The following is a 24,137-nucleotide window of genomic DNA, read 5'->3' as shown; positions in this document are numbered from 1 at the left end:
TCTTGGACGCCCCGCGACCGCCTTGCTCCAATCGACGGCATGACGACGAACCACCGCATTGCCCTGATCCCCGGCGACGGCATCGGCGCCGAGGTACTGCCCCCAGCACAGCAGGTGCTCGATGTTCTCGGCCGCCGCCACGGCTTCAGCCTGTCCTACACGTCGTACGACTGGTCGTGCGAGCGGTACCTGCGGGAGGGCGCCATGATGCCCGCCGACGGGATCGACCAGCTGCGCGACAAGGACGCGATCCTGCTGGGCGCGGTGGGGTATCCGGGGGTGCCCGACCATGTCTCGCTGTGGGGGCTGCTGATCCCGATCCGGCGCAGCTTCCGCCAGTACGTCAACCTCCGGCCCATCCGTGTCTTCGAAGGCATCGACAGTCCGGTGCGCGGCGCACGGCCGGGCGAGGTCGACATCGTCGTCGTGCGGGAGAACGCCGAGGGTGAGTACAGCGAGATCGGCGGACGGCTGAACCAGGGCACGTCCGAGGAACTGGCCGTCCAGGAGGCGGTGTTCACCCGGGCCGGGGTCACCCGTATCGCCGACTACGCGTTCTCGCTCGCCGCGCGCCGCCGGGGGAAGGTCACCTCCGCCACCAAGTCCAACGGCATCATCCACACCATGCCGTTCTGGGACGAGCTGATCGCCGAGCGGGCCGCCGAGCACCCCGGCGTCGCCTGGGACCAGGAGCACATCGACGCGCTGGCGGCCAAGTTCGTCCTCGACCCCGCCCGCTTCGACGTCGTCGTCGCCTCCAACCTGTTCGGCGACATCCTCAGCGACCTCGCGGCCGCGGTCGCCGGATCCATCGGCATCGCCCCCGCGGCCAACCTCAACCCCGAGGGGGACTTCCCCTCGATGTTCGAGCCGGTGCACGGCTCTGCCCCCGACATCGCGGGCCAGGGCATCGCCAACCCGCTGGGTGCGATCTGGTCCGCGGCCATGATGCTCGACCACCTCGGCCATCCCGCCGCTGCCAGGGACATCACGGACGCGATCGCCTCGGTCCTGGCCAAGACCGATACCCGCACCCGTGACCTGGGCGGAACCGCGACCACCGCCGAGTTCACCGACAAGCTGATCGAGCTGCTCTGAGCCGTCTTGCTCTCGGTGGGCGGCAGGGACGGCGCCGCCCACCGCTCACCCACCCTGGCGACCCCTCGCCGACGGCGTGCACTCCTCGGCGACGGAAGAAGTCTTTGCGCAGCCGCGGCACCCCGATCTGCACGCGTCTCGGGAAGCTGCCCCGGTGCCGCCCAGTCCTGCTCGAGCGCCCCCGGCCATGACGTCAACTCAGGGTCGGACACGACGCACGTGCACAGGCTTCTCCCCCGGCACCGGTTGCCGCACGGCGACGCGCGTGACGGCCGACGTGCCCCGTCACGCGCCGGGAACAGCTGCTTCTCCCGCGTCCAGGACCAGCACCGCGACGTGCAGGGACGTGCGCTGCAGACCTGATTCCAGGTCGCAGCCGAGGAGCCGCTCGATCGTGTGCAGGCGCTGGTAGTACGCCTGCCGGGACATGCCGGCGAGTTTCGCCGCGACCGACTTGTTCCCGGCCGCCGCCAGATAGGCGCGCAGTGCCGGGAGCAGATCGCCGCCGTTGCGGCCGTCGTGCTCGATGAGGCGGGTCAGTTGCCGTTCCGCGTACCGCTGAAGACGGGTGTCCTCCCGAAGGACGCCCAGCAACTCCGGCAGCCGGACGTCGGCGGGGACGTAGAACCACCGCTCCGGGGAGGCCGGTGTGATGGCCTCGGCCGTCTGCTCCGCCTCCTGCCACGACCGGGCGATCCCGCCGAGGTCGGTCACCCCGGGGCCCACCGCGACGACTGCCCGCGGCCCGAGCTCCTCCCGGGTCAGGCGGCCGATCCGCTCGGCGACCGGCTGCCAGGCGCTCGCCTGTGCCAGAGCCATGAGTACGCCGATGCGGCCCGGGGCCGTCTCGCCGACCAGGGCTCGGATACCGGTCTGCGTCAGCGCCTTCGCGATCCGTTCGTCGAGGTGCTCCCCCTCGGTGCCGGTGTACGGGTGGCGGATGACCACGGCGAAGAGGCGGTGTCCGAGGGTGGGCAGTCCTAGTGCCTCGGCGCGGGCGCGGGCATCCGCGGGGGAGCGGAAACGCCGTTCGTACAGGTCTCGCAGTACGGAGCGGTGGGCCCGGCGCTCCCACCAGGCCTGCCCCGCCAGGCGCGCCATGGTCAGCGCGACCGCCGCACGCTCCAGCACCAGGACGTGTTCCGGGTCGGGCTCGGCGCTCAGCCGGTCCTCCAGCAGGACCAACCGCCCCCACAGGCCGTGGTGGTCCTGCACCGGCGCGATCAGCCACCCCTCCGGGCCGCTCGGCGTGATCCTCTCCGGCGTCGGGGCGGCCCGCGAACGCCGCGACCAGGCCGACACCACCGGCTCGTACGGCCGGCCGAGCAGCTCGCACACCAGGACCCGGTGGGTGAGATCCTCCAGCACCACGGGGGCTCCGGTGAGCTCCGCGGTGGTGTGCACCAGTTCCTCGGGGTCCGCGCCCCGCAGCGTCAGGGCGGTGAAGATGTCCTGGATGTCCCTCCCGCGGCGCAGCAGGGCCCCCTGGGCGTCGAGGATGAGCGCGTGCACCGTCTGCGTGACGTCGATGAACCGGACGCCACGGGCCAGCTCGACCAGCGGCACGTCACGGGCACGGCACGCCGCCACCAGCTCGGCGGGCACCTTCTGGTACCGGTAACCGAGCTCCACGATCAGGCCGGCCGCGCCGACGTCCGCGAGCTGGTCGACGTAGCCGCGCAGCTCGGAGGCGTCCTCGGGATGCGGCATGCCGGTGGTCAGCACCAGCTCGCCGCCCTCCAGGAAATCGGCGGGGTTGAGCAGCTCGGTGACATGCACCCAGCGCACCGGGCTGTCCAGCTGTGACTCGCCGGCCAGCACACGAGGCATCCCTTCGGCGAGCACGGGCAGGCGCAGTACCTCCCTGACCGTGGGGAAGTGCCCGGGTGCGTGATGTCTGGGCGGCATAGGGGTGCTTTCATCCGAGGCAATCGGGCTCACCTTCGCATCGGCCACCCATCGTGACAAGAGTGGGTCCGGCATTTGTACAGCCCGGCCGTCCGCAGTGACAGACCGTCTCAAGAAGGCGCCAAGGCGGAACACCGTGTGGGTTGCCCTGCAGGTTCACCCGGGCGGAAAGTGAACGCCATCCCCAGCAGGACGCGAACCGGAAAGGTCCGCACGATGTCCGCACAGTGCTGGGCCCGACTGCCACCCACCACACCATCGAGAGGAGCGACCTCATGCGCGTCCCGAAGCGCGTCGCCGTGATCGGTGCCGGCAGCATGGGCAGCCAGGCCATGTGGCGACTGGCCGCCCGCGGAGCCGAGGTCATCGGCTACGACCGGTACGCACCGGGTCACGACCGCGGCGCGGCCGGGGGCGAGAGCCGTATCTACCGAGCCGCTCACCTCGGCGAGCCGGGGTACATTCCGCTGCTGCAGCTGGCGGACCGGATGTGGGAGCAGCTCCAGGCGGAGACGGGCCGGTCGCTGCGACGCCGCAGCGGTAGCCTCGTGATGGGAGAGACCGCCTCGCCGTCCATGCGCCTCCTGCTGTCCACCAGCGCCGCCCATGGGCTGGATCACGAGGTCCTGGACCGGGAGGAACTCGCCCGCCGCTACCCGCAGCACCGGCTCCCGGACGGACACACCGCCGTCCTCGACCGGTTGGGCGCCGTCATCAGGCCGGAGGCGTCGATCCAGGCCGCCGCCGCCCGTGCCGAGCAGCTGGGCGCCCGGCTGCACCGCTACACCACGGTGCGTGAGGTCGTCCCCGCGGCGGGTGGCGGGGTGCGGATCGTCACCGACCTGGGCACGGACCACGTGGACGCCGCCGTGGTGACCGTGGGCCCCTGGATCAACACCCTGCTCCCGGACCTCCCGCGGACCATCGACGTCCGCCGGGTGATCTGCTCCTGGCACCTGCCCACCCGCCACGACTGGTTCGCGGGCGGTGCCCCTTCCTTCGTGCGCGCCACACCCCACGACTGCTTCGGAATCCCGTCGCCCGACGGCATCTCCGTCAAGCTCGGTCTCTCCTTCAAATACCACGCGCCGGTGCCCGAGCCCGAACGGCTCGAGCGTACGGTCCGCCCCGAAGAACTCGGCATCTTCCGCGAGCTCATCGGCGAACTCATGCCCGACCTGAACCCCGACCCCATCAGGATGTCGGCCTACATGGAGGGCTACACGGAGTCCGGAAACCCGCTCGTCGGTCATCTCCCCGGCGAGGACGACATCATCGTCATGGCCGGGTTCTCCGGCAGCGGCTTCAAGTTGTCGCCCGCGATGGGAGAGATCGCCGCCGACCTGGCGCTCGACGGCACCACGCAGCACCCCGTCGACTTCCTCGCTCCGGCAGGAGTCGGCGCCGCCTGATCCCCGGCGATCGCCGACGGCACCACCCCGACCCCACCCCATCACCCCCCACGCCTGAACGTCTCTGTCACGAGCATGTCAAACAGGGGGCTCCGCGCTGGCCCTGTCCCGTTCCCCGCCGCAAGAAAGTGAAGCACTTCCATGCCCATTCCCTCCTTCCAGTTCCGCCCGAAGTACGTCTCGTTCGACTGCTACGGCACGCTGATCGAGTGGCCGATGAACCCCATCACCTACGAGCTTGTCGGTGACCAGATCCCGGCCGAGCACTGGGACCAGTTCGTCAAGGAGTTCCGCGGCTACCGCTACGACTCGGTCCTCGACAAGTACTACCCCTACGAGCAGACGCTGCAGGCCGCCTTCGAGGGGGTCTGCCGCAAGTGGGGCATCAAGGCCGCCCCGGACGCGGGCAAGCGGTTCGCCGACGCCATCCGCAGCTGGGGCCCGCACGCCGATGTGCCGGAACCGCTGAAGAAGATGGGCGAGAACTACAAGCTGGTGATCCTCTCCAACGCCGAGGACGCCTTCCTCGAGGAGACCGTGCCCCGGCTCGGTGCGGACTTCCACGCGGTCTTCACCGCGGAGCAGGCCGGCTACTACAAGCCCCGGTACGCGGCGTTCGAGTACATGCTCGACCAGCTCGACGCGTCCCCCGAGGACTTCGTGCACGTCTCCTCGCACACCCGCTACGACCTGATGCCGATGCACGACATGGGCTTCCGCAACCTCGTCCTCCTGGACCGCGGCTGCGACCCGGTCACCCACGGCTACGACTACGTGACCGTCAAGTCCCTGAACGAGCTCAACCAGATGCTGGGCATCTGACGCGCGACGCACACCCGCTCACTCAGCACCTTCTTTCCGACAGGCGCCCGGTCTCGCGCGGCCGCCCATGAGCCCTGCGCGTTTCCGGGCGCCGACTGACGACGTCCCACCCCCCGTCCTATCCCGCACGTCGTCCCCGCATCACGGATTCCCCGTATCCCCCGTATCCCCCGCGTTCCCCAGGAGGCACCGCCATGGAAACCAACCGGACAGGCCGCAGAACCGTACTCCGCACCGCAGGCGCTGTGGCCGCCGCCATGCAGGTCAACAGGCACTTGAGCATCCCGATCGTCACGACCGCCCTGGCCCTCGCGCTCACCGCGTGCGGGGCGAGCGGCACCCCGCAGAACGTGGGGTCGAAGAGCACGACGCAGGGCGGAGGTTCCGGCGCGTCGGCCGAGCACACCGACGACATCTCGGTCGGTGTGAAGCCGGATGCGAAGGCGGTGAAGCTGCTGCCCGCGGCGGTGAAGGCCAAGGGCACGCTCTCGGTGGCCATGGACCTGGCCTACCCGCCCACCTCGTTCCTGGCGTCGGACAACAAGACCCCGATCGGGTTCAACCCGGACATGTCCCGGCTGATCGCCGCCAAGCTCGGGCTGAAGCTGCAGATCAACAACGTCAAGTTCGACACCATCATCACCGGCCTGCAGGCCAATCGGTACGACTTCACCGCCTCCACCATGGGCGCCACGAAGGACCGGCTGAAGGTCCTCGACATGGTCGACTACGTCAACTCCGGAACCGGAGTGTCCGTCCCCTACGGGAACCCGCAGAAGCTGACCACCCACACCCTGTGCGGGCACCGCGTGGCTGTCGCCTCCGGCACCACCGCGGAGCTGCAGTGGCTGCCGCAGCTGTCCAAGCAGGACTGTACGAGCAAGGGCAAGCCGGCCATCAAGGCGGTGACCCTGCCCAGCGTGAACGACGCCCTGACCCAGCTGGTCTCCAAGCGGATCGACGCGGTGATGAACGACTTCATCGCGCTCGAGTGGGCGGCCACGCAGCAGCCCAAGACGTTCGACGTCCTCAAGCCCCTGGTGGCCACCAAGACCGCGACCATCGCCCTGAAGAAGGACTCGCCGCTGACCCCCGCGGTGCAGGCCGCCATCCAGTCCATCATCGACGACCCCAAGTACGCCGAGGCGCTGGGCCGCTGGGGTTTCCAGGACCTCGGGATCAAGACCGCGGCCATGGCCGTCCCGCAGGACTGACATGTCCACGGATCTGATCGGTACGAAGACCAGGAGCCGACCGGTGCAGGAACTGCTGGCCGAACACAAGAAGCGGATCACGCCGAAACGTCCGCGCGACTATGTCGCCTGGGTGGTCGCGATCGCGATCGTGGCCGGCCTGGTGTGGACCGCGGTGACGAACGAGAACTATCGCTGGCCGGTGGTCTTCAGCTACTTCACCACTGAAACCATCCTCAACGGCCTGCTGATCACGCTCCTTCTGACCGTGGCGAGCATGGCCCTGGGCACGCTGCTGGGGCTGGTGCTGGCGGTGATGCGCATGTCGCACCAGCGGCCCATCTCCGGGCTCGCCCAGCTCTACATCACCTTCTTCCGCGGCACCCCGGTGCTCGTGCAGCTGATCTTCTGGTTCAACATCGCCGCGCTGTACCCGAACATCTCCATCGGCATCCCGTTCACCTCCATCTCCACGCCGGTGAACGTCAACGCGATCATGACGCCGATGACCGCGGCCGTCGTGGGCCTGACGCTGAACCAGGCCGCCTACATGTCCGAGATCATCCGCGGCGGGTTCGCATCGGTTCCCCGCGGACAGCACGAGGCCGCGGAGTCCCTGGGCATGTCGGGCTTCACGAAACTCCGGCATGTGATCATCCCGCAGACCATGCCGGCGGTCATCCCGGCCACCGGCAACCAGGTGATCGGCATGCTCAAGGAGACCTCGCTGGTGAGCGTGCTGGGCGTCGCCGACCTGCTGAACAGCGCACAGGCGATCTACGCCCGCAACTACCAGACCATTCCGCTGCTGATCGTGGCCAGCCTCTGGTACCTGATCATGACGCTGGTACTGAGCGTGCCGCAGTCCATGATCGAGCGCCGTTTCTCCCGCTCGACCCGGGCGCGGCTGACCCCGGCCGCCACGTCGGCCGAGCCCGGGGCGGGCCAGCCCGTTCCCACCACGAGGGAGTCCCTGCTGTGAACGCCGACGGAACGATCGTCGCACGCAAGCTGTGCAAGAGCTACGGACGTCACCAAGTCCTGCGTGACATCGACCTGACCGTCGCGGCAGGCGAGATCTCCTGCATCATCGGGCCCAGCGGATCCGGCAAATCGACCCTGCTGCGGTGTATCAACGGCCTGGAGACCGTCGACCGCGGAGTCCTGAAGGTCAACGGTGAGGACTTCGGCTACGTCGAGAAGGACCACGCCTACCACGCCGTCCGCCCCAAGCGGCTGGCCGAGCAGCGCGCCCGCATCGGCATGGTGTTCCAGCAGTTCAACCTGTTCCCCAACATGACCGCCGAGAGCAACGTCATGTCCGGACCGGTGCTGGTGAAGAAGAAGGACCGCGCCGCCAGCCGGGAGCGGGCACGAGAACTGCTGGCCAAGGTCGGTCTTGAGGGGTGCGGCCACAAGTACCCCGCCCAGCTCTCCGGCGGCCAGCAGCAACGCGTGGCCATCGCCCGCGCGCTCGCCATGGAACCCACCATCATGCTGTTCGACGAGCCCACCAGCGCCCTGGACCCCGAACGCGTGGGCGAAGTCCTCGCCGTCATGCGCGACCTCGCCGGCAACGGAATGACCATGCTGGTCGTCACCCACGAGATGGGCTTCGCCCGCGAGGTCGCCGACGAGGTGCTCTTCATGGACGGCGGCATCGCGGTCGAACGCGGCGACGCCCGCGAAGTCCTGGCCAACCCCCGGGAGAAACGAACCCAGGCATTCCTCGAAAGGGTGCTGTAGAAGCGGCTGGGACACGCGGTAGCGGCTCCGGCAGCGAGTCCGGAGAAGACGCCGGCCGACTGCGGCTGACGTGGCTTCCGCACCCTGCCGGTCCCGGTCTTCAACGCCCTCCAGTTCGACGTCGATCCGACCGTCACAGCGCTGACAGCGCCGTCGGCCGGGCCCCTGGTCGTGCCCGGCCGCCCCCACTTCGAAACTCCCCGCTAAGGACCCGACATGAAGACGATTCCCTACTGGATAGAAACCGCTGGGGCGTTTCCCGACCGGTCCGGCAAGCCGCTGACCGAGGACACCGACCTGGTGGTCGTCGGCGCCGGCCTGACGGGTCTGTCCACCGCCCTGCACTCCGCCCGCAAGGGCGCCCGCGTCACCCTCGTCGAGAAGGGCCAGATCGGCTCCGGTGCCTCCGCCCGCAACGGTGGCATGGCGAACCTGGGCTTCACCATCGGCGTGGCCCAGGCCATCCGACGGTACGGCCTCGAGCGGGCCCGCGAGATCTACAACTCCTACGGCGAGGCGGTGGACACCGTCGAGCGGCTCGTAAACGAGGAGTCCATCGACTGCCAGTTCCGCCGCGTCGGACGTCTGGGCGTCGCGTCCCGCCCCGCCCACTTCGAGAGCAAGAAGGCCCAACAGCGCGACCTGGCCAAGTACTTCGGACACGAGACCACGCTGATCGGCAAGGCCGAGCTGCGTTCCGAGATCGGATCCGGCGCCTACCACGGCGGCCTGCTCGACCCGCTCAGCGCCGCACTGCACGTCGGCCGCTTCGTGCGCGGTATGGCGGACGCGTGCGAGCGCACCGGTGTCGAGATCCACGAGCGCAACGCGGCCATCGGCGTGCGGCGTACCGCCGCCGGCCGGTTCGAGGTCAGCACCGAGCGCGGTGTCATCCGTGCCGGGCAGGTCCTGATGGCCACCGACGCCTACACCGACAGGAACTTCCCGTGGCTGCGCCGCCAGCAGGTCTGCGTGGGCAGCTTCATCATCGTCACCGAGCCGCTCGGCGAGGAGCTCGCCCGGGACATCATCCCCAAGGCCCGCCTCATCGTCGACTCCAACAAGGTCTGCCACTACTTCCGGCTCACCCCGGACAACCGGCTGCTGTTCGGCGGCCGTGCCCGCTTCGCACCGTCCGACCCGACCTCGGACAAGAAGAGCGGAGCGGTCCTGTTCCGTGAGATGTGCGAGATCTTCCCCCAGCTCTCCCGCACCAAGATCGAGTACGTGTGGGGCGGCTCCGTCGGCTTCGCCATGGACCGCATCGTGCACGCCGGGCAGACCGACGACGGCGTCTACTACTCCCTGGGCTACGCGGGCCACGGCGTGCAGATGGCCACGCACATGGGGCACGTCATGGCCGAGGTGATGGACGGCCACCCCGAGGTCAGCCCCGTCCGCGACATCGCCCCGCCCCGCATCCCCCTCTACAACGGCACCGCCTGGTTCCTGCCCTTCGCGGGCGCCTACTACAAGACGCTTGACCGCATCCGCTGACCGGTCGGCAGCCCCTTCCACACCTCCAAGGAGATACCCACGATGACTGTCGTCCGTGATGTTCCCAAGCAGCTGTTCATCGGCGGTGCCTGGCAGGACGCCGAGTCCGGCCGGACCCTGTCCGTCGACAACCCGGCCACCGGCGAGGAACTGTGCCAGGTCGCCGACGCCTCACCCGCCGACGGCCGGCGTGCCGTCGAGGCGGCGGTCACCGCGCAGGCCGCCTGGGCCGCCACCCCGCCCCGGGTGCGCAGCGAGATCCTGCGCCGCGCCTACGACATCATCATCGCGCGCACCGAGGACCTCGCGCTGCTGATGACCCTGGAGATGGGCAAGCCCCTGGCCGAGGCGCGTGCCGAAGTCGCCTACGCGGCGGAGTTCTTCCGCTGGTTCTCCGAGGAAGCCGTCCGCATCGACGGCGGCATGATGACCGCCCCCGACGGCAGGAACCGCCTGCTGGTCAGCCGTCAGCCCGTGGGCCCCTGCCTGCTCATCACCCCCTGGAACTTCCCCCTGGCGATGGGCACCCGCAAGATCGGCCCCGCCATCGCCGCCGGCTGCACCATCGTCCTCAAACCCGCCCCCCAGACGCCCCTGTCCAGCCTCGCCCTGGCGGACATCCTCACCGAAGCGGGTCTGCCGGCCGGTGTGCTGAACATCGTCACCACCTCCGACGCCGCCGGCGTCGTCGAACCACTCCTGCGCGGCGGGCAGATCCGCAAGCTCTCCTTCACCGGATCCACCCAGGTCGGCCGGATCCTGCTGGCCCAGTGCGCCGACACCGTCATCCGCACCTCCATGGAACTGGGCGGCAACGCCCCCCTCATCGTCTTCGACGACGCCGACCTCGACGTGGCCGTCGAGGGCACCATGGTCGCCAAGATGCGCAACATGGGCGAGTCCTGCTGTGCCGCCAACCGCATCTTCGTCCACGCCTCCGTCGCCGAGGAGTTCGCCTCCCGCCTCGCCGCCCGCATGGCCGCCCTCACCGTCGGACCCGGCACGGAACCCGGTACGGACGTCGGCCCCCTCATCGACAACGCCGGCCGCAGCAAGGCCCACGACCTGGTGCGGGACGCCGTCAAGCGCGGCGCCACCGTCCTGACCGGCGGTGAACTCCCCGAAGGGCCTGGCTGCTTCTACCCGCCCACCGTCCTCACCGGTATCGCCCCCGACTCCGCGATCATCGACACCGAGATCTTCGGCCCCGTCGCCGCGATCCGTACCTTCGAGACCGAGGACGAGGCCGTCGCCGCCGCCAACGACACCGAATTCGGTCTGGCCGCCTACCTGTTCACCCAGCACCTCGACCGTGCCCTGCGTGTCGCCGAACGCCTCGAAAGCGGCATGATCGGCATCAACACCGGACTGGTCTCCAACCCCGCCGCCCCCTTCGGCGGCGTCAAGCAGTCCGGCCTGGGCCGCGAAGGCGGACGCGTCGGCATCGACGAGTTCCTGGAGTACAAGTACATGGCCGTCCCCGTCGGAGCCTGACATGCGCGACCGACTCGTCGTCCTCTACCGCGGCAACCGGCCCCCCGCCACCGCACGCATCGAACGCCTCGCGGACACCGTCTACGCCACCGAGGAGGAACTGCCCTACCTCCTGCCCGGCGCCGACGTCCTCCTGGCCTGGGTGACCAGCACCCCGGCCATCCGCGAGGCCTGGCCCGACGATCCGGAGAAGGCACCCCGCTGGGTCCACGCGGCCTCAGCGGGCGTGGACTCCTTCCTGTTCCCCGCCCTGGTGGACGATCCGCGCGTTGTCCTGACCAACGCCCGCGGGGTCTACGAACAGCCGACCGCCGAGTACGTCCTCGGCATGATCCTCGCCCTCGCCAAGGACTTCCCCGGCACCTGGGAGCACCAGCGGCGCCGCGAGTGGCGTCCGCGCCCCAGTGACGGCATCACCGGACGTACCGCGCTGGTCTGGGGGACGGGGCCGATCGGCCGGGCCATCGCCCGGCTGCTGCGCGCTGTGGGGATGCGGGTGTGCGGCGCGGGCCGCAGGGCCCGCCCGGACGACCCCGACTTCGGCACGGTCCACGGTGCGAGGACCCTGCGCTCCGCGCTGACGGAAGCGGACTACGTCGTCCTGGCCGCACCCCTCACCCAGGACACCCGGGGCATGGTCGACGCCTCCGTGCTCGCCGCCATGAAGCCGGGGGCGCGGCTGATCAACGTGGGCCGTGGCGGACTCGTCGACGAGGAGGCGCTGGTCGACCACCTCGCCGCCGGACGGCTCGCCGGCGCAGCCCTGGACGTGTTCGCCCAGGAACCGCTGCCCGCCGAGTCTCCCCTGTGGAACATGCCCGGCGTGATGATCTCCCCGCACACGGCGGGCGAGACCACCAGCGAGCGGGAGGCGCTCGTCGAGTTGTTCCTCGACAACTTCGCCCGGCACATCGAGGGCCGGCCACTGCGCAACGTGGTGGACAAGCGGCGCGGATACGTGGTCGACGACACGCGCCCCGCCTGAAGGCGAGCAGCACGCGCCCCGGCCGGTGGGAGTTACCGGCCGGGGCGCGTGCTACTCGCCTTTCTCTCTCTGATCAGGATGGGACCGGGCGGTAGTCGCCCGGTCCCATCGCCCCATACCGCATCGCGGAGCCGGGTTTATGAAACGGTCAGGTAGATCTTGCGCACGGTTTCGATGGTCTTCCAGACCCCGACGTAGCCCGGTTTCATGACAAAGCTGTCCCCTGCCTTGTAGACCACCGGCTCACCACCTTCCGGCGTGAGTTCGACGACGCCGGACAGGATGTGGCAGAACTCGAAGAGCTCGCCCTTGATCGAGTGCGTCTCGCCGGGCGTGGCTTCCCAGACGCCCGTTTTGATCGTTTCCCCGCGGGCGGAGTCCTGGGCCCAGGTCTTGTAAGTCGGGTTGCCGGAAATCAGGCGTTCCGGCAGCGGGCCGGACTCCTGGGGTGCGAAGGAGGGGTTGGGATCGATGGTCTTCAGGAGCGACATGCTTTTCCTCCAGTGGATTTGACAACGACGAAAATCGGGAGCGGACAAACCAGACGTCACGGGGCCGAGTTCGACCAGACTGATCGCGCATCTCGGAGTAGGGCCCTGACGGCTGCCGCCACGGTCTCGCGTGCGGTGGACCGATGTGTCCGGGTGGGCGGTCACCAGGCCGGTACACCTCTCGAAACCGGCGACCGTGCGGGTATGAACTCCGACACGAAGGGCCGGACGATCGACTCGAAGGCGTTGAGGTGTGCTGTCCGTTCTCCGTCGCCATGGTGGTGGTGACGGCGTGCCGATCACCGAAGGCGACCTGATGGGCGGCCTCGGTAAGCACCGGATTGACCGTGCCGGGCATGATGCTGGAACCGGCCTGCACCGGCGGCGTGGAGCGTGCGACTGCTCCGGCCCATCGAGTATTTCTGACGCCCCGCACGGAGCCCACGCGTGCTCTGTCCGTTGCGGGCACGATGTTCGGACGTTGTGTCAGGCGGGAGGCCAGGAGCGGCATTGGCCCGTCCATCGGTGCACCACGCTTGACGAGGTGCTCATGGGCTTTCCCCAAGCTGGCTCCAGTAGTCGTGGAGCCAGCGGAGACCTTCGCTCGTGCCGGCGCGGGGGCGGTACTCGCAGCCGATCCAGCCGTCGAAGCCCAGCTCGTCGACCACGTCGAGCAGGTGGCGGACGTTGAGCTCACCCTGGTCGGGCTCACCCCGGTCGGGCACGCCCGCGATCTGCAGATGACCGACCCGGCCGGTGGGCAGGTCGCGGCGCAGGGTCGCGGTGAGGTCGCCCTCGACGATCTGGCAGTGGTAGAGGTCGAACTGCACCTTGAGATGCGAGGCTCCCACCTCCTGAACGACGGCGTGGGCCTCGGCCTGGGTGCTCAGGAAGTACCCAGGCATGTCGCGGCCGTTGATCGGCTCGATCAGGATGTCGACGCCGGCCGCGGCGGCCCGCTCCGCGGCCCAGGCCAGGTTGGTCAGGTAGGTGTCACGGTGCTTGGCCCGCTCGGCCGGTGGCGCGTCCGGCCGGACCAGCCCGGCCATCAGGTGCACCCGCGGGCAGCCCAGCGCCGCCGCGTACTCCAGCGCCCGGTCGACCCCGGAACGCACCTCCGCCTGGCGTCCGGGCAGTGCCGCCATCCCGCGCTCCCCTGACTCCCACGCCCCGGGAGGCGCGTTGAAGAGCACCTGCTCCAGGCCGTGGTCGTCGAGCCGGCGGCGCAGCTCGGCGGCGTCGTACGCATAGGGGAAGAGGTACTCCACGGCCTCGAAGCCGTCAGCCGAGGCCGCGGCGAAACGGTCGAGGAAATCGTGCTCGGTGTACATCATGGACAGGTTCGCTGCGAACCTCGGCATGCTGGCTCCTGTGTTCCGGCCGGGGACGGCCAAGGGCAGTGGTTGACGACCTGCTTCTTGAGGGCTATCGCAGGGGACAAGGCGTACTCCTGGTCCGAGCCGGCCGTGCTCACCTGCGCAGACGGAAGATCTGGGCGGTGATCCCGGAGCAGGCCGAACCAGGCGGCCATCCGTAAGGAAAGGGGTATGGCGGAGGTCGCCCGGTCCGCCACGACGCCACGCACTGAAAAGATCGCAGCACCGTGGACCGCGCCATCAAAGCCGGACCGCACTGATGCGGTGCCATCATCTGGCTCCGCAGCCTCCCTGCCATTCCATGGTCTCGAAGGCCCTGGCTGTGGCATGGACAGGTTCAGCCGCCTGCTGGTTCAGCACACGCACCGCGTCCTCCGCTCCGCTGCGGGGGCTGGAGAGCACGGGCTTGCCGACGGCTTCGGCGATCGCGGGAGCCAGCCGTGCCATGGACGCTTGGGCCAGCACGATCACGTCGGCCTCGGTGGCCAGCGCCCGTGCCCCCTCCAGCACCATCGCGTCGTGGCGGTCGCGGTCACCGGACATCAGCACCGAGAAGGCGCCCTCGCAGAGCCGCTCCTGGACGGTGATGTCGCGACCGGCCGCCCGGGCCTTCTCCTCGACGAGGGCACGGGTCGGCGGCAGCGTCGTGGGGACCGTGGCCAGGACGCCGATGGCGTCAGCGGTCTCGACCGCTGCCGCGGTCATCGCGTCGTCGATCTTGACGATCGGGACGGACACCAGGCGTCGGGCCACGTCGATGGCCGGACCGACCGAGGAGCAGGCGGAGAAGATGACATCGGCCCCCGCGGCCTCCGCGGCCTGGGCCAGGTGCACCATGCGCTGCGTGCTCGCAGGTGAGATCCCACCGTCGCGCACCACGGCAGCGAGCACGTCGCTGTCGACGAAGTGCAGGACCTTGGCGTCCGGCGCGAGTTCCGCGAGGTATTCGTTGATGACCGAATCGGGGTTGACGAACAGCAGGCTGGTGTGCAGCACGGCGATCGAGGGGGTGGTGGACATGGTCTCTCCAACAGGGTGAGGTATCGGCCCGCGTGCCGGTAAGGGCACGAGAGCACGAGACGAAGCGGTGCGAACCGCGCGCAACGCGCACGGCCGGTGGCGTACGACGGCCTGGTGCCCGTCGCTGTGGCGCGGTCCAGGTCAGCGGGGCTGAGTTCAGGTCATGCGTTTCCCCCTTCGGCGCGGGGGCTCAGGCGGCCGATGACATCCAGGGCGGCGTCCCGGACCGCGTCGCGGCCGGCCGCCCACAGGGAGACGACGTCGGAGCCGGGCAACGCGGACGGGAGGGTCACGCGGGTGGCCTCCAGATAGGCGCGGCGCAGTTCGGCGTTGACGTTGACCTTGGCGACGCCTCGGGCGAGGGCGCCGTGCAGCTCCTCGACGGGCAGACCGCTGGTGCCGTGCAGGACGAGCGGGACGGTTACGGCCTCGTGGATCGCGGCCAGCCGCTCCAGGTCCAGGCGGACCGGGTGCCTGGTGAAGCCGTGGACGTTGCCGACGGCGACGGCGAGCGCGTCCACGCCCGTCGCGGACACGAATTCGGCCGCCTGCTGCGGGTCGGTCATCGCCGCGGCCGGCGCGACGGCGTCGGTGGAGACGTCCTCGTCGCCCGGCAGGGCACCGAGCTCGGCCTCCACCCAGGCACCGTGGTCGCGGGCCCGGCGGACCGCCTCCTTCGTCAAGGCGATGTTCTCGGCGAACGGCAGGTGGGAGCCGTCGACCATGACAGAGGTGTAGCCCGCCTCCAGGCAGGCCGTGATCTCGTCCAGGTCCCGGCTGTGGTCGAGGTGCACACCGAGAGAGGCCGTGGAGCGTGCGGCGGCGTCCAGCGCCAGCCGCATCAGGGCCTCGCGGCCGGCGTGCTTGAAGGGACTGGAGCCCGCCTGGATGATGACCGGCCGTCCGGCGGCTTCGGCGGCGGCCGTGATGCCCTGGATGGTCTCCAGGTTGTAGGCGACGAACCCGGGCAGGGCGTGACCGGCGGCCGCGGCCTCCTTCAGGGCATCGGTTCCACGCAGCAGCATCAGGCACTCCTGAGCAGGTCGAGGGCGTCGGCGAGGGCGTCGGGGCCCCCGACGTTCCCGGCGAAGACGATGTAGGGGATGCCGGCGGCGGGGCCGTCCACGGGCTCCCAGAGCGAGACGATGCCCGGCAGCAGCGTGCCCCGGGCCCAGGCACGGCGGATCCGAAGGCCGTGGGTGGCGGTGTCGCTGGAGGTGATCCCGCCCTTGGCGACGACGAAAGCGGGCCGCCGGGAGGCGTTGACCTGGCGCACGGCCTGAACGAGCGCGGCGGAGACCCGGCGGGAGATCGCCAGACTGTCGTCCGCGTCGGCACCCGTCACGAGCATGCGAGAGGTGCGGATCACGGCGTCGGCCGAGTCCAGCGCGCCGGCGGCCGCGGCCGCGACCTCGGCGATGTGGGCGTCACGCCGCTCCTCGTCGAGCAGCAGGGCTACGTCCAGCTCGTACTCGGCGATTCCGCCTCGCTCCCGCAGCCGGTCCAACTGCCGTGTCGTCAGAGCGACATGAGACCCCACGACGATGAGACCGTGCGGTGCGTTGCCGCGCAGCGGGCGCAGTTCGGCCGGGGTGAGCGGTGCCCGCGCCGCCTGTCCGGCGCGGGCCCTGACGAAGGACGGCCCGACCCGGTACAGCAGCCGCGTGCCGTTCTCCTCCGCCTGAGCGAGGGCCAGGGCGAGCACCCGCAGATCGTCGTCGCACACCGCGTCGACCACGGCGGTACGTCCGCCGCGCAGCGAGGACAGCAGCCGCGCCGTGTGCGCCGGGCCGCCGCCGCGCAGGTCGTCGAGGGTGACGCGCAGGACCTCGTCCGCGGGGACGCGTCCGCCCGTCTTCTCCTCGACCCACTCGGGCAGCGACGAGCTGCGGTAGCCGAAGGTGACGTCGCGGGCGAACTCGGTCATCCCGACCGGGAGCAGTCCGTCGGCGGTCCGCATCCAGTGGCGGGAGCCGATGGTCAGCCGACCCGCCTCGATGTAGGCGGGGACCAGCACGACGCCGTCCAGAGCTTTGCCGTCCAGCTCGGTCAGCTCTTCGGCGAGGACGTCGGTCTCCAGCGGGAAGTGGCCGCGCAGCGTCGAGTCCCCGCGGCTGGCCAGGACGTAGCCGGTGTCCTCGGCCGCCGACGCCGCGTGCAGGGCGCGGACCACCTCGCGGTTGCGGGCGGCCGCGTCCTCGGGCGACAGGCTGCGGGTGTTGGTCAGGACGAAGAAGACGGAGCTGTCCTGGCGCAGCGCCCAGCGCAGGTCGTCCACCGTCCAGGACGTCAGGACGGGCACGTCGGCGACCGTCTGGGTGCCGGTGGGATCGTCGTCGAGGACGACGAGACGGGGACCACCGGATATCCGGGCGGCCACTTCCGCGGCGCTCACCTCGCGGACTGGGGGCAGCCCTTCCAGCACCGCGGCCTCGGGGACGGGCCGCGTCTGGGCATGGAGGGGTAGGGGCATGGCGAATTCCTGCTCCATTACGGGTAGTTAGGGGGAACGTCAGTCGGGGTCGCGCTTGATCACGTCACACCAGGGCTTGACCGGGTCCCGCGACGGCCTCGGGACGAAGCAGCTCGGCGAGGGTGCCGGCGGGCAACAGGCCCTTGTCCAGGACGAGTTCGGCGACCCCGCGTCCGGTGGCGAGGGCCTCCTGGGCGATGCCGGTCGCCGCCTCGTAGCCGATGTACGGGTTCAGGGCGGTGACCAGGCCGATCGAGTTCTCCACCGCCGCCCGCAGCGCATCGGCGTTGGCCGTGATCCCCGCGACGCACCGCTCGGCCAGGGCCAGGCACGCGCGCTGAAGGTGCGTGATGCTCTTTGAGAGGGAGTGCCAGATGACCGGCTCGAAGGCGTTCAGCTGGAGCTGCCCGGCCTCGGCGGCCATGGTGATGGTGACGTCGTTGCCGATCACCTCGAAGGCGACCTGGTTGACGACCTCCGGGATCACCGGGTTGACCTTGCCCGGCATGATCGACGAACCGGCTTGTACGGGCGGCAGGTTGATCTCGTTCAGGCCGGCGCGCGGCCCGGACGACAGAAGACGCAGGTCGTTGCAGCTCTTGGAGAGCTTGACCGCGATCCGCTTGAGCACACCGGACATCTGCACGAACGCCCCGCAGTCCTGGGTCGCCTCCACCAGGTTGACCGCGGTCACCAGCGAAAGCCCGGTGATCTGCGACAAGTGGCGCCGCGCCGACGCGGCGTATCCGGCAGGAGCGTTGAGGCCGGTGCCGATCGCCGTGGCGCCCAGGTTGATCTCGTGGATCAGCTCCACCGCCTCCGACAGCCGGCTGCGGTCCTCCTCCAGCATGACCGCGTACGCCGAGAACTCCTGCCCCAGCGTCATCGGCACGGCGTCCTGCAACTGGGTGCGGCCCATCTTCAGCACGTCACGGAACTGAACCGCCTTGGCCGCGAACGCGTCCTGAAGCACCGCCATCGCCTTCAGCAGCCCGCGCACCGCATATACCGTCGCGATCTTGACGGCGGTCGGATAGACGTCGTTGGTGGACTGGCCGAGGTTGACGTCCTCATGCGGGTGCAGGAATCCGTACTCCCCCCTCGCGTGGCCCAGCAGCTCCAGCGCCCGGTTGGCGATCACCTCGTTGGCGTTCATGTTGGTCGAGGTGCCCGCGCCGCCCTGGATGACGTCGACGACGAACTGGTCGTGCAGCTTGCCGCCCCGGATCTCCCGGCATGCCTCGACGATGACGGCGGCCTTCTCCGGCTCCAGCAGCCCGAGTCCCTCATTCGCGCGAGCGGCGGCCTCCTTCACGGCGGCCAGAGCGTCGATCAGATGCGGGTGGGCGGCGATGGGCGTCCCCGTGATGGCGAAGTTCTCCCTGGCGCGCAGGGTGTGGATGCCCCAGTACGCCTCGGCGGGTACCTCGCGGTGGCCGAGCAGGTCGTGCTCGCTGCGGTGAGCTACGGCGGTCATGGCAGGCCGGGCCTTCTCTCGGAGCCTGTTCAGGCGTGCGGGTGCGTGGGGTGCGTCAATGGGGGCGAGCGAGCACGATCCGCCAGGGCGGTGGGGACTTCCCACGATCACGCCGCGCAAAGTCTGCGCAGTGTCACCGCCGTAGGTGTCGGCGCAGAACGACTTGTCCTTCGCCTCGTAGTAGGCGCTGCTGAGCGGCAGGAACCAGGCGGTGCCGTCGTAGAAGTCGTAGAAGGGGACGGGTGCCCTCGGGACTCGCCGTGCGGGCGGCAGGACCTCGGTCCCGATACCGTCACCGGGGATGAGGACGATGCGGTGGTTGGTTCGTCATACGGCCGATTGCACCAGCGGGCCGGGCAGCGCGTCCAAGACACAATCCCGATGTGCCTTATAAGGTCGCCCTATAAGGCGACCTGCTCGCGGTTTCGTCAGCGCTCCGTCCAGGAAGGCCATCGCCGCCGGGGACAGCGGGCCGCGGTCTGGGCGTGGCCCTCAAAAGCGCGCCGCAAGATAAGAAGGCGCCGTACACGCGGACCTCTCAGCAGCCCAGCGGTGCGTCGCAGAGTCGGCGACGCCTCCTTTCGAAGAGTCGGCCGATGAAGCACGAGGCGCCCCACACCTCTGCGGCGCCCGCCCCAGGGCTGTTCGGTCCGCGGACACCTCGACGCACGTGACCCCGCGCTGCCCGCCTGGCCCGCGATAGGCCGTTCACCGGCGCGGTGGGAAACGATCAACCTGAGCTCGGGAAACGATCTTCATGGCGGGCCGCATAGGTGCTGACCAGCGCATTTCGTCGGTTCCCCACAGAGAAACCGGCGAACGGGTCTCTGCCAAGGACGGAAGTCCTGGCGGAGGCCCGTTCGTCGTTGTGTGCGGTTCGTCATCGTATGGACTGGAGCCATGTGAGGCATCGCACGTCCGGCGCGGGAGGCGCCAAGGCTTGGGCGCGTGAGGTATATCACGCCATTCGCGGGCCGGGACCTCTCATGCCCGTGGGGCCGGGTCGAGCGGATCCGGGGGGTCCGGCGGGTCCGGCAGGTCGGGCGGGTCGGGCGGGTTGTCCAGGAAGTCGCTGGTGGGCACATGGAACAGCGATCCGGTGACCGGTGTGGAAAAGTCCAGGATCCGGTCGTGGGACGCCGGCGGTGCGCCCCGGAACATGCGCTCCAACATGGTCTCCAGCACCGTCGGGGTCCGGGCGTACCCGATGAAGTACGTGCCGAACTCGCCCTTGCCGACGGTGCCGAAGGGCATGTTGTCGCGCAGGATCTCGTGCTTCGTACCGTCGCGGTCGACGATCGTGGTCAGGGCGACATGGGAGTCGGCCGGCTTGACCTCGTCGTCGAGTTCGACGTCGGACAGCTTCCGACGCCCGATCACCCTCTCCTGGGCCTCCACCGGAAGGGCGTTCCAGGCCCGCAGATCGTGGAGGTACTTCTGCACCATCACATAGCTTCCGCCCGCGAAGCGGGGGTCCTCGTCGCCGACCAGCACCGCCTCGCTCGCCGCCGGGCCGACCGGGTTCTCCGTCCCGTCGACGAAGCCGAGCAGGTCCCGGACGTCGAAGTACTTGAAGCCGTGCACCTCGTCGCACACCGTCACGGCACCGCGGAGACGTTCCATGATTTCGCCCGCCAGCGCGAAGCACAGGTCGAGTCGGGCGGCACGGATGTGGAAGAGCAGGTCACCGGGCGTGGACACCGCGCGGTGCACGGGGCCGGCCAGCTCACGGAAGGGATGCAGCTCCGCGGGACGCGGCCCGGAGAACAGACGGTCCCACACGTCGGATCCGATGCCCGTGACACAGCTGAGCTTTCCGCTGGGCGTGGCACGGAAGCCGACGGCCCGCTGCAACCCGTTCAGGTCGGACAGCAACCCGCGGACGACCGGTTCGCCCCCCGGGTCCACGGTCATCACCAGGAAGATCGCGGCGTCCGTCAACGGGGAGAGCACCGACTGGGGAACCGGCTCCGCGGACGACCGGGTCACGGGCCACCCCCCTTCCCAGGGCACAAGCGGGTTTTCACTCTAGGGCGGCCTTTACGGGTGTGCCACCGCGCAGCGGGCGGACGCCGACGCCGGACGTTTTCCACAGCCGCGGAGTTGTCCACAGGCTCTGCCGCGCCTCGACGGCCGACCTGTACGGTCATCCGCAGTTGATGTTCACACGGCTGCATGGACAGCGGGGGAGGCGATCGGTGTGACCGAGGTCGAGGCTGGGGTGGGGACGGCGAAGCCGCGGCAGGCGGCCCGGATTTCCGCGGTGCGCGGCTTCGCGCGGTGGCCGGTCGAGGACTCACCGAAGGAGGAGGGCAAGGCACTGCGCGCACGGGTGCCGCGCCGGGCCCACGCCGAACTGGTGCTGGACGCCGACCGCCCGGACGCGGTCACCGCCGTCGAGGAGTCCAACCGCGGCCGCCTCCCCGAGCTCACGCCGATACGCGTCGGCAGAATGGCGGCCACACCGTTCGCGTTCCTGCGCGGCTCGGCGGGCCTCATGGCCCACGACCTCGCACGCACCCCGATGACCGGCATCCGCGCCCAGATCTGCGGCGACGCCCACGCGGCGAACTTCGGCCTGTACGGGGACGCGCGCGGCGGCCTGGTCATCGACCTGAACGACTTCGACGAGACGGTGCACGGCCCCTGGGAGTGGGACCTCAAGCGGCTCGCCGCCTCGCTGGTGCTCGCCGCCCGTGAGGCCGGGGCCGACGAGGACCGCTGCCGTCAGGCGGCGCACGACGCGGCCGGCGCCTACCGGCGCACCATGCGCCTGCTGGCCAGGCTCCCGGTCCTGGACGCCTGGAACGCGATCGCCGACGAGGAGCTCGTCTCCCACACGGACGCCCACGATCTGCTCGGCACGCTGGAACGGGTCTCGGAGAAGGCGCGGGCCAACACGAGCGGGCGGTTCGCGGCGAAGGCGACCGAGCCGGTCGAGGGCGGCGGCCGGCGTTTTGTGGACGCGCCGCCGGTGCTGCGCCGCATACCGGACGCGGAGGCCGAGTCGGTCGCGGCGGCGCTGGAGGAGTATCTGACGACGCTGCCCGAGGACCGGCTCCCGCTCCTCGCCCGGTACGCGGTGCACGACGTGGCGTTCCGCGTCGTCGGCACGGGAAGTGTGGGCACCCGCTCCTATGTGGTGCTGCTTCTCGACCACCGAGGCGAACCGCTGATCCTCCAGGTCAAGGAGGCCCGCCCGTCGGCCCTGCTGCCCCATCTGGCCACGTCCGGGCACCCGGTGCCGCAGGTGGAGCACGAGGGGCGCCGGGTCGTCCAGGGGCAGAAGCGCATGCAGGTCGTCAGCGACATCCTGCTGGGCTGGACGACGGTCGACGGACGCCCCTACCAGGTACGGCAGTTCCGCAACCGCAAGGGCAGCGTCGACCCGGCGGCCCTGGCCGCCGACCAGATAGACGACTACGCCCGCATGACCGGGGCGCTGCTGGCCCGCGCCCACAGCCACAGCGCCGACCCGCGCCTGGTCTCCGGCTACTGCGGCAAGAACGAGGAACTGGACGAGGCGACAGCGGCGTTCGCCGTGGCGTACGCGGACCGCACGGAGGCGGATCACGCGGAACTGGTGGCGGCTGTTCGGAGGGGGCGGATCGCGGGGGAGATGGGGGTCTGAGGGGTTGGGGGAGAGGGGGAGGGGGGAGGGGGGAGGGGAGGCCCCCCAAGGGTGTCGATCTGCCGGGCGTCCCGACCTCACCGGACCACGGCAGAGCCCCAGCGACCGTGTCTTACGCTGGTGCGGTGACGACGCCCGATGCCGAGCAGAGCCAGACCGTGTCCGAGGCCGAGGAGCCGGTTGCCGAGGGCACCGGTTCGGGCGGGGCCGAGGGCACCGCCGGTTCCGGCGGGGCCGGGGGTGCCGGGGCGCGGCCCGAGGAGCGGCTGGAGCGGGCCGTGCGGGCCGCCGAGCAGGCGTTGATCGAGTACGAGATCGCCGTGGAGACCTTCCGTGTGGAGGTCGAGAACTTCTCTCGGTTGCACCACCAGAAGCTCGGCCCCGTGTACGCGCGCCTGGAGGAGCTGGACGCGGAGATCGCCGAGGCGCGGGCCGCCCGCACCCAGGATCCGGAGGACATACGCCGTGCCCATGAGGCACGTGCCCGGGTCGTGCCGATGCCGGGTGTGGAGGAGCTGTTCCACGGCTGGATGGACTCCGGGGGGCTGTTCCCGGAGGCGCAGGCCATGCTGACGGATCAGCCCGTGCGGCCTCCGCAGCGCGTGCGGCCCAGCGAGGAGGCGCGCAAGCTCTACCGCGAGCTGGCCCGCAAGGCCCACCCCGACCTCGCCCAGGACGAGGACGAGCGCAAACGGCGGGACGAGTTCATCGCCCGGGTCAACGTCGCCTACGCCCGCGGCGACGAGGCCCTGCTGCGGGAGCTGTCCGAGGAGTGGGCCGCCGGCCCCGTCCCCGAGGAGCGTCGGCCGAGTCACAGCGAGGAGCTCTACGCCCGTCTCGAGTGGCTCTCGCGGCGCAAGGAACTGCTCACGCTGGTGGCCCGGGAGCTGGAGGAGGGTGCGATCGGCTCGATGCTGCGGCTGGCCCCCGACGACCCGGACGCTCTCCTCGAGGAGATCGCGGAGCAGTTGCTGGCCCAGGTCGCGCAGAAGGAAGCCGAGCTGGAGGCGCTGCGCGGCTGAGCCCGTCGCGGCGGTCGACGATGGCGGGCACGTCCGCGTCGGCGTCGGGTAGCGTCGGGGTATGCATTTCGGAGCTGGTGTGCCCACGGTCGGGGTCGCGGACCTCAAGGATGACGACTTCCTGCTGGACGTCCGCGAGGACGACGAGTGGCGGGCGGGTCACGCCGAGGGGGCGCTGCACATCCCCCTCAGCGAGTTCGTCGCACGCTACGGAGAGTTCACCGAGGCGGCGCCGCAGGACGGCCGGGTGCATGTGATCTGCCGCTCGGGGGGCCGTTCGGCTCAGGTGGCGATGTACCTGGTCCAGCAGGGCATCGACGCGGTGAACGTCGATGGCGGCATGCAGGTGTGGGCTGCCGAGGGCCGGCCGGTCGTGGACGCCAAGGGCGAGCCCGGCGTCGTGCTGTAGTACGGCTCCGGAGCTCGTGCCGCAGTCCGGCCCCGGAACATCGGGCCGTCGGCCGGTCTTGGGACGTCGGGCTGTGGTCCGGC

Annotated in this window: 20 protein-coding genes; 12 read left to right on the top strand and 8 right to left on the bottom strand. The window is 70.2% G+C overall.

Annotation, left to right across the window (positions count from 1 at the left end; all coding sequences use genetic code 11):
- Positions 1–39: 39 nt before the first annotated feature.
- Positions 40–1,098, top strand: coding sequence for a tartrate dehydrogenase (locus ACIRC0_RS18195; protein WP_403617153.1), 1,059 nt, complete (start codon positions 40–42; stop codon positions 1,096–1,098).
- Between the two features lie 285 nt (positions 1,099–1,383).
- Here ACIRC0_RS18195 and ACIRC0_RS18190 read toward each other — a convergent pair whose 3' ends face one another.
- On the bottom strand, positions 1,384–3,006 hold the full coding sequence (locus tag ACIRC0_RS18190) for a PucR family transcriptional regulator (RefSeq protein WP_403617152.1): 1,623 nt from the start codon (positions 3,004–3,006) through the stop codon (positions 1,384–1,386).
- Positions 3,007–3,281: 275 nt separating this feature from the next.
- On the opposite strand from ACIRC0_RS18190, the gene solA reads away from it, so the two are divergent.
- The 8 genes from solA (at position 3,282) to ACIRC0_RS18150 (ending at position 12,155) form a co-directional block, all read left to right on the top strand.
- Positions 3,282–4,418, top strand: coding sequence for an N-methyl-L-tryptophan oxidase (gene solA / locus ACIRC0_RS18185; RefSeq protein ID WP_403617151.1), 1,137 nt, complete (start codon positions 3,282–3,284; stop codon positions 4,416–4,418).
- A gap of 141 nt (positions 4,419–4,559) precedes the next feature.
- A complete protein-coding gene (locus ACIRC0_RS18180; protein ID WP_403617150.1) occupies positions 4,560–5,240 on the top strand; it encodes a haloacid dehalogenase type II in 681 nt (226 codons plus the stop codon).
- A 194-nt stretch (positions 5,241–5,434) separates the two neighbouring features.
- Positions 5,435–6,454 carry an ABC transporter substrate-binding protein gene (locus tag ACIRC0_RS18175; protein WP_403617149.1) on the top strand — a complete coding sequence of 340 codons (1,020 nt, stop codon included), beginning with the start codon at positions 5,435–5,437 and terminating at the stop codon, positions 6,452–6,454.
- Between the two features lies 1 nt (position 6,455).
- On the top strand, positions 6,456–7,415 hold the full coding sequence (locus ACIRC0_RS18170) for an amino acid ABC transporter permease (RefSeq protein WP_403617148.1): 960 nt from the start codon (positions 6,456–6,458) through the stop codon (positions 7,413–7,415).
- Positions 7,412–8,179 (top strand): amino acid ABC transporter ATP-binding protein, encoded by a 768-nt coding sequence (locus ACIRC0_RS18165; RefSeq protein WP_403617147.1) that lies wholly within the window; start codon positions 7,412–7,414, stop codon positions 8,177–8,179. Before ACIRC0_RS18170 ends, ACIRC0_RS18165 begins: the two co-directional genes overlap by 4 nt.
- A 216-nt stretch (positions 8,180–8,395) precedes the next feature.
- Positions 8,396–9,676 carry an NAD(P)/FAD-dependent oxidoreductase gene (locus ACIRC0_RS18160; protein WP_403617146.1) on the top strand — a complete coding sequence of 427 codons (1,281 nt, stop codon included), beginning with the start codon at positions 8,396–8,398 and terminating at the stop codon, positions 9,674–9,676.
- A gap of 42 nt (positions 9,677–9,718) precedes the next feature.
- Positions 9,719–11,170: an NAD-dependent succinate-semialdehyde dehydrogenase gene (locus tag ACIRC0_RS18155; protein ID WP_403617145.1), complete on the top strand. Its 1,452-nt coding sequence runs from the start codon at positions 9,719–9,721 to the stop codon at positions 11,168–11,170.
- A 1-nt stretch (position 11,171) separates the two neighbouring features.
- Positions 11,172–12,155, top strand: coding sequence for a D-2-hydroxyacid dehydrogenase (locus ACIRC0_RS18150; RefSeq protein WP_403617144.1), 984 nt, complete (start codon positions 11,172–11,174; stop codon positions 12,153–12,155).
- 137 nt (positions 12,156–12,292) lie between these two features.
- On the opposite strand, the gene ACIRC0_RS18145 is transcribed toward ACIRC0_RS18150, so the two are convergent.
- The 7 genes from ACIRC0_RS18145 to ACIRC0_RS18115 all read right to left on the bottom strand — a co-directional run bounded on the left by ACIRC0_RS18145 (position 12,293) and on the right by ACIRC0_RS18115 (position 20,981).
- A complete protein-coding gene (locus ACIRC0_RS18145) occupies positions 12,293–12,646 on the bottom strand; it encodes a cupin domain-containing protein (RefSeq protein WP_403617143.1) in 354 nt (117 codons plus the stop codon).
- Positions 12,647–13,194: 548 nt separating this feature from the next.
- Entirely contained in the window at positions 13,195–14,007 is an 813-nt protein-coding gene (gene otnI / locus ACIRC0_RS18140; protein WP_403617142.1) for a 2-oxo-tetronate isomerase, read from the bottom strand.
- 285 nt (positions 14,008–14,292) lie between these two features.
- Positions 14,293–15,042, bottom strand: coding sequence for an aspartate/glutamate racemase family protein (locus ACIRC0_RS18135; protein ID WP_403617141.1), 750 nt, complete (start codon positions 15,040–15,042; stop codon positions 14,293–14,295).
- A gap of 161 nt (positions 15,043–15,203) precedes the next feature.
- Positions 15,204–16,067: a ketose-bisphosphate aldolase gene (locus ACIRC0_RS18130; protein WP_403617140.1), complete on the bottom strand. Its 864-nt coding sequence runs from the start codon at positions 16,065–16,067 to the stop codon at positions 15,204–15,206.
- Positions 16,067–17,515 (bottom strand): four-carbon acid sugar kinase family protein, encoded by a 1,449-nt coding sequence (locus tag ACIRC0_RS18125; protein WP_403617139.1) that lies wholly within the window; start codon positions 17,513–17,515, stop codon positions 16,067–16,069. Before ACIRC0_RS18125 ends, ACIRC0_RS18130 begins: the two co-directional genes overlap by 1 nt.
- 64 nt (positions 17,516–17,579) lie before the next feature.
- Positions 17,580–18,992, bottom strand: a complete 1,413-nt coding sequence (locus tag ACIRC0_RS18120) for an aspartate ammonia-lyase (protein WP_403617138.1) — start codon at positions 18,990–18,992, stop codon at positions 17,580–17,582.
- 984 nt (positions 18,993–19,976) lie between these two features.
- On the bottom strand, positions 19,977–20,981 hold the full coding sequence (locus tag ACIRC0_RS18115) for a Dyp-type peroxidase (protein WP_403617137.1): 1,005 nt from the start codon (positions 20,979–20,981) through the stop codon (positions 19,977–19,979).
- A 211-nt stretch (positions 20,982–21,192) separates the two neighbouring features.
- Between ACIRC0_RS18115 and ACIRC0_RS18110 the strand changes: the two genes are divergently transcribed.
- From ACIRC0_RS18110 to ACIRC0_RS18100, 3 genes are all read left to right on the top strand, one after another.
- A complete protein-coding gene (locus tag ACIRC0_RS18110; protein WP_403617136.1) occupies positions 21,193–22,623 on the top strand; it encodes a DUF2252 domain-containing protein in 1,431 nt (476 codons plus the stop codon).
- Between the two features lie 125 nt (positions 22,624–22,748).
- Positions 22,749–23,645: a hypothetical protein gene (locus ACIRC0_RS18105; protein WP_403617135.1), complete on the top strand. Its 897-nt coding sequence runs from the start codon at positions 22,749–22,751 to the stop codon at positions 23,643–23,645.
- 79 nt (positions 23,646–23,724) lie between these two features.
- Positions 23,725–24,054, top strand: coding sequence for a rhodanese-like domain-containing protein (locus tag ACIRC0_RS18100; protein ID WP_403617358.1), 330 nt, complete (start codon positions 23,725–23,727; stop codon positions 24,052–24,054).
- Positions 24,055–24,137 lie beyond the last annotated feature (83 nt).

Origin of the sequence: Streptomyces sp. NPDC093984 (assembly GCF_044764595.1) — a bacterium.
Lineage (GTDB): Bacteria > Actinomycetota > Actinomycetes > Streptomycetales > Streptomycetaceae > Streptomyces > Streptomyces cynarae.
The sequence above is the reverse complement of the archived record's forward strand: the minus strand, read 5'-3'. Positions and strand labels throughout refer to the sequence as shown.

Bases quoted from the DNA above. Each gene is read 5' to 3' on its own strand.
- ACIRC0_RS18195 (WP_403617153.1), top strand. From the start codon at position 40: ATGACGACGAACCACCGCATTGCCCTGATCCCCGGCGACGGCATCGGC.
- ACIRC0_RS18190 (WP_403617152.1), bottom strand. From the start codon at position 3,006: ATGCCGCCCAGACATCACGCACCCGGGCACTTCCCCACGGTCAGGGAG.
- solA (WP_403617151.1), top strand. From the start codon at position 3,282: ATGCGCGTCCCGAAGCGCGTCGCCGTGATCGGTGCCGGCAGCATGGGC.
- ACIRC0_RS18180 (WP_403617150.1), top strand. From the start codon at position 4,560: ATGCCCATTCCCTCCTTCCAGTTCCGCCCGAAGTACGTCTCGTTCGAC.
- ACIRC0_RS18175 (WP_403617149.1), top strand. From the start codon at position 5,435: ATGGAAACCAACCGGACAGGCCGCAGAACCGTACTCCGCACCGCAGGC.
- ACIRC0_RS18170 (WP_403617148.1), top strand. From the start codon at position 6,456: ATGTCCACGGATCTGATCGGTACGAAGACCAGGAGCCGACCGGTGCAG.
- ACIRC0_RS18160 (WP_403617146.1), top strand. From the start codon at position 8,396: ATGAAGACGATTCCCTACTGGATAGAAACCGCTGGGGCGTTTCCCGAC.
- ACIRC0_RS18155 (WP_403617145.1), top strand. From the start codon at position 9,719: ATGACTGTCGTCCGTGATGTTCCCAAGCAGCTGTTCATCGGCGGTGCC.
- ACIRC0_RS18150 (WP_403617144.1), top strand. From the start codon at position 11,172: ATGCGCGACCGACTCGTCGTCCTCTACCGCGGCAACCGGCCCCCCGCC.
- ACIRC0_RS18145 (WP_403617143.1), bottom strand. From the start codon at position 12,646: ATGTCGCTCCTGAAGACCATCGATCCCAACCCCTCCTTCGCACCCCAG.
- otnI (WP_403617142.1), bottom strand. From the start codon at position 14,007: ATGCCGAGGTTCGCAGCGAACCTGTCCATGATGTACACCGAGCACGAT.
- ACIRC0_RS18135 (WP_403617141.1), bottom strand. From the start codon at position 15,042: ATGTCCACCACCCCCTCGATCGCCGTGCTGCACACCAGCCTGCTGTTC.
- ACIRC0_RS18130 (WP_403617140.1), bottom strand. From the start codon at position 16,067: ATGCTGCTGCGTGGAACCGATGCCCTGAAGGAGGCCGCGGCCGCCGGT.
- ACIRC0_RS18125 (WP_403617139.1), bottom strand. From the start codon at position 17,515: ATGCCCCTACCCCTCCATGCCCAGACGCGGCCCGTCCCCGAGGCCGCG.
- ACIRC0_RS18120 (WP_403617138.1), bottom strand. From the start codon at position 18,992: ATGACCGCCGTAGCTCACCGCAGCGAGCACGACCTGCTCGGCCACCGC.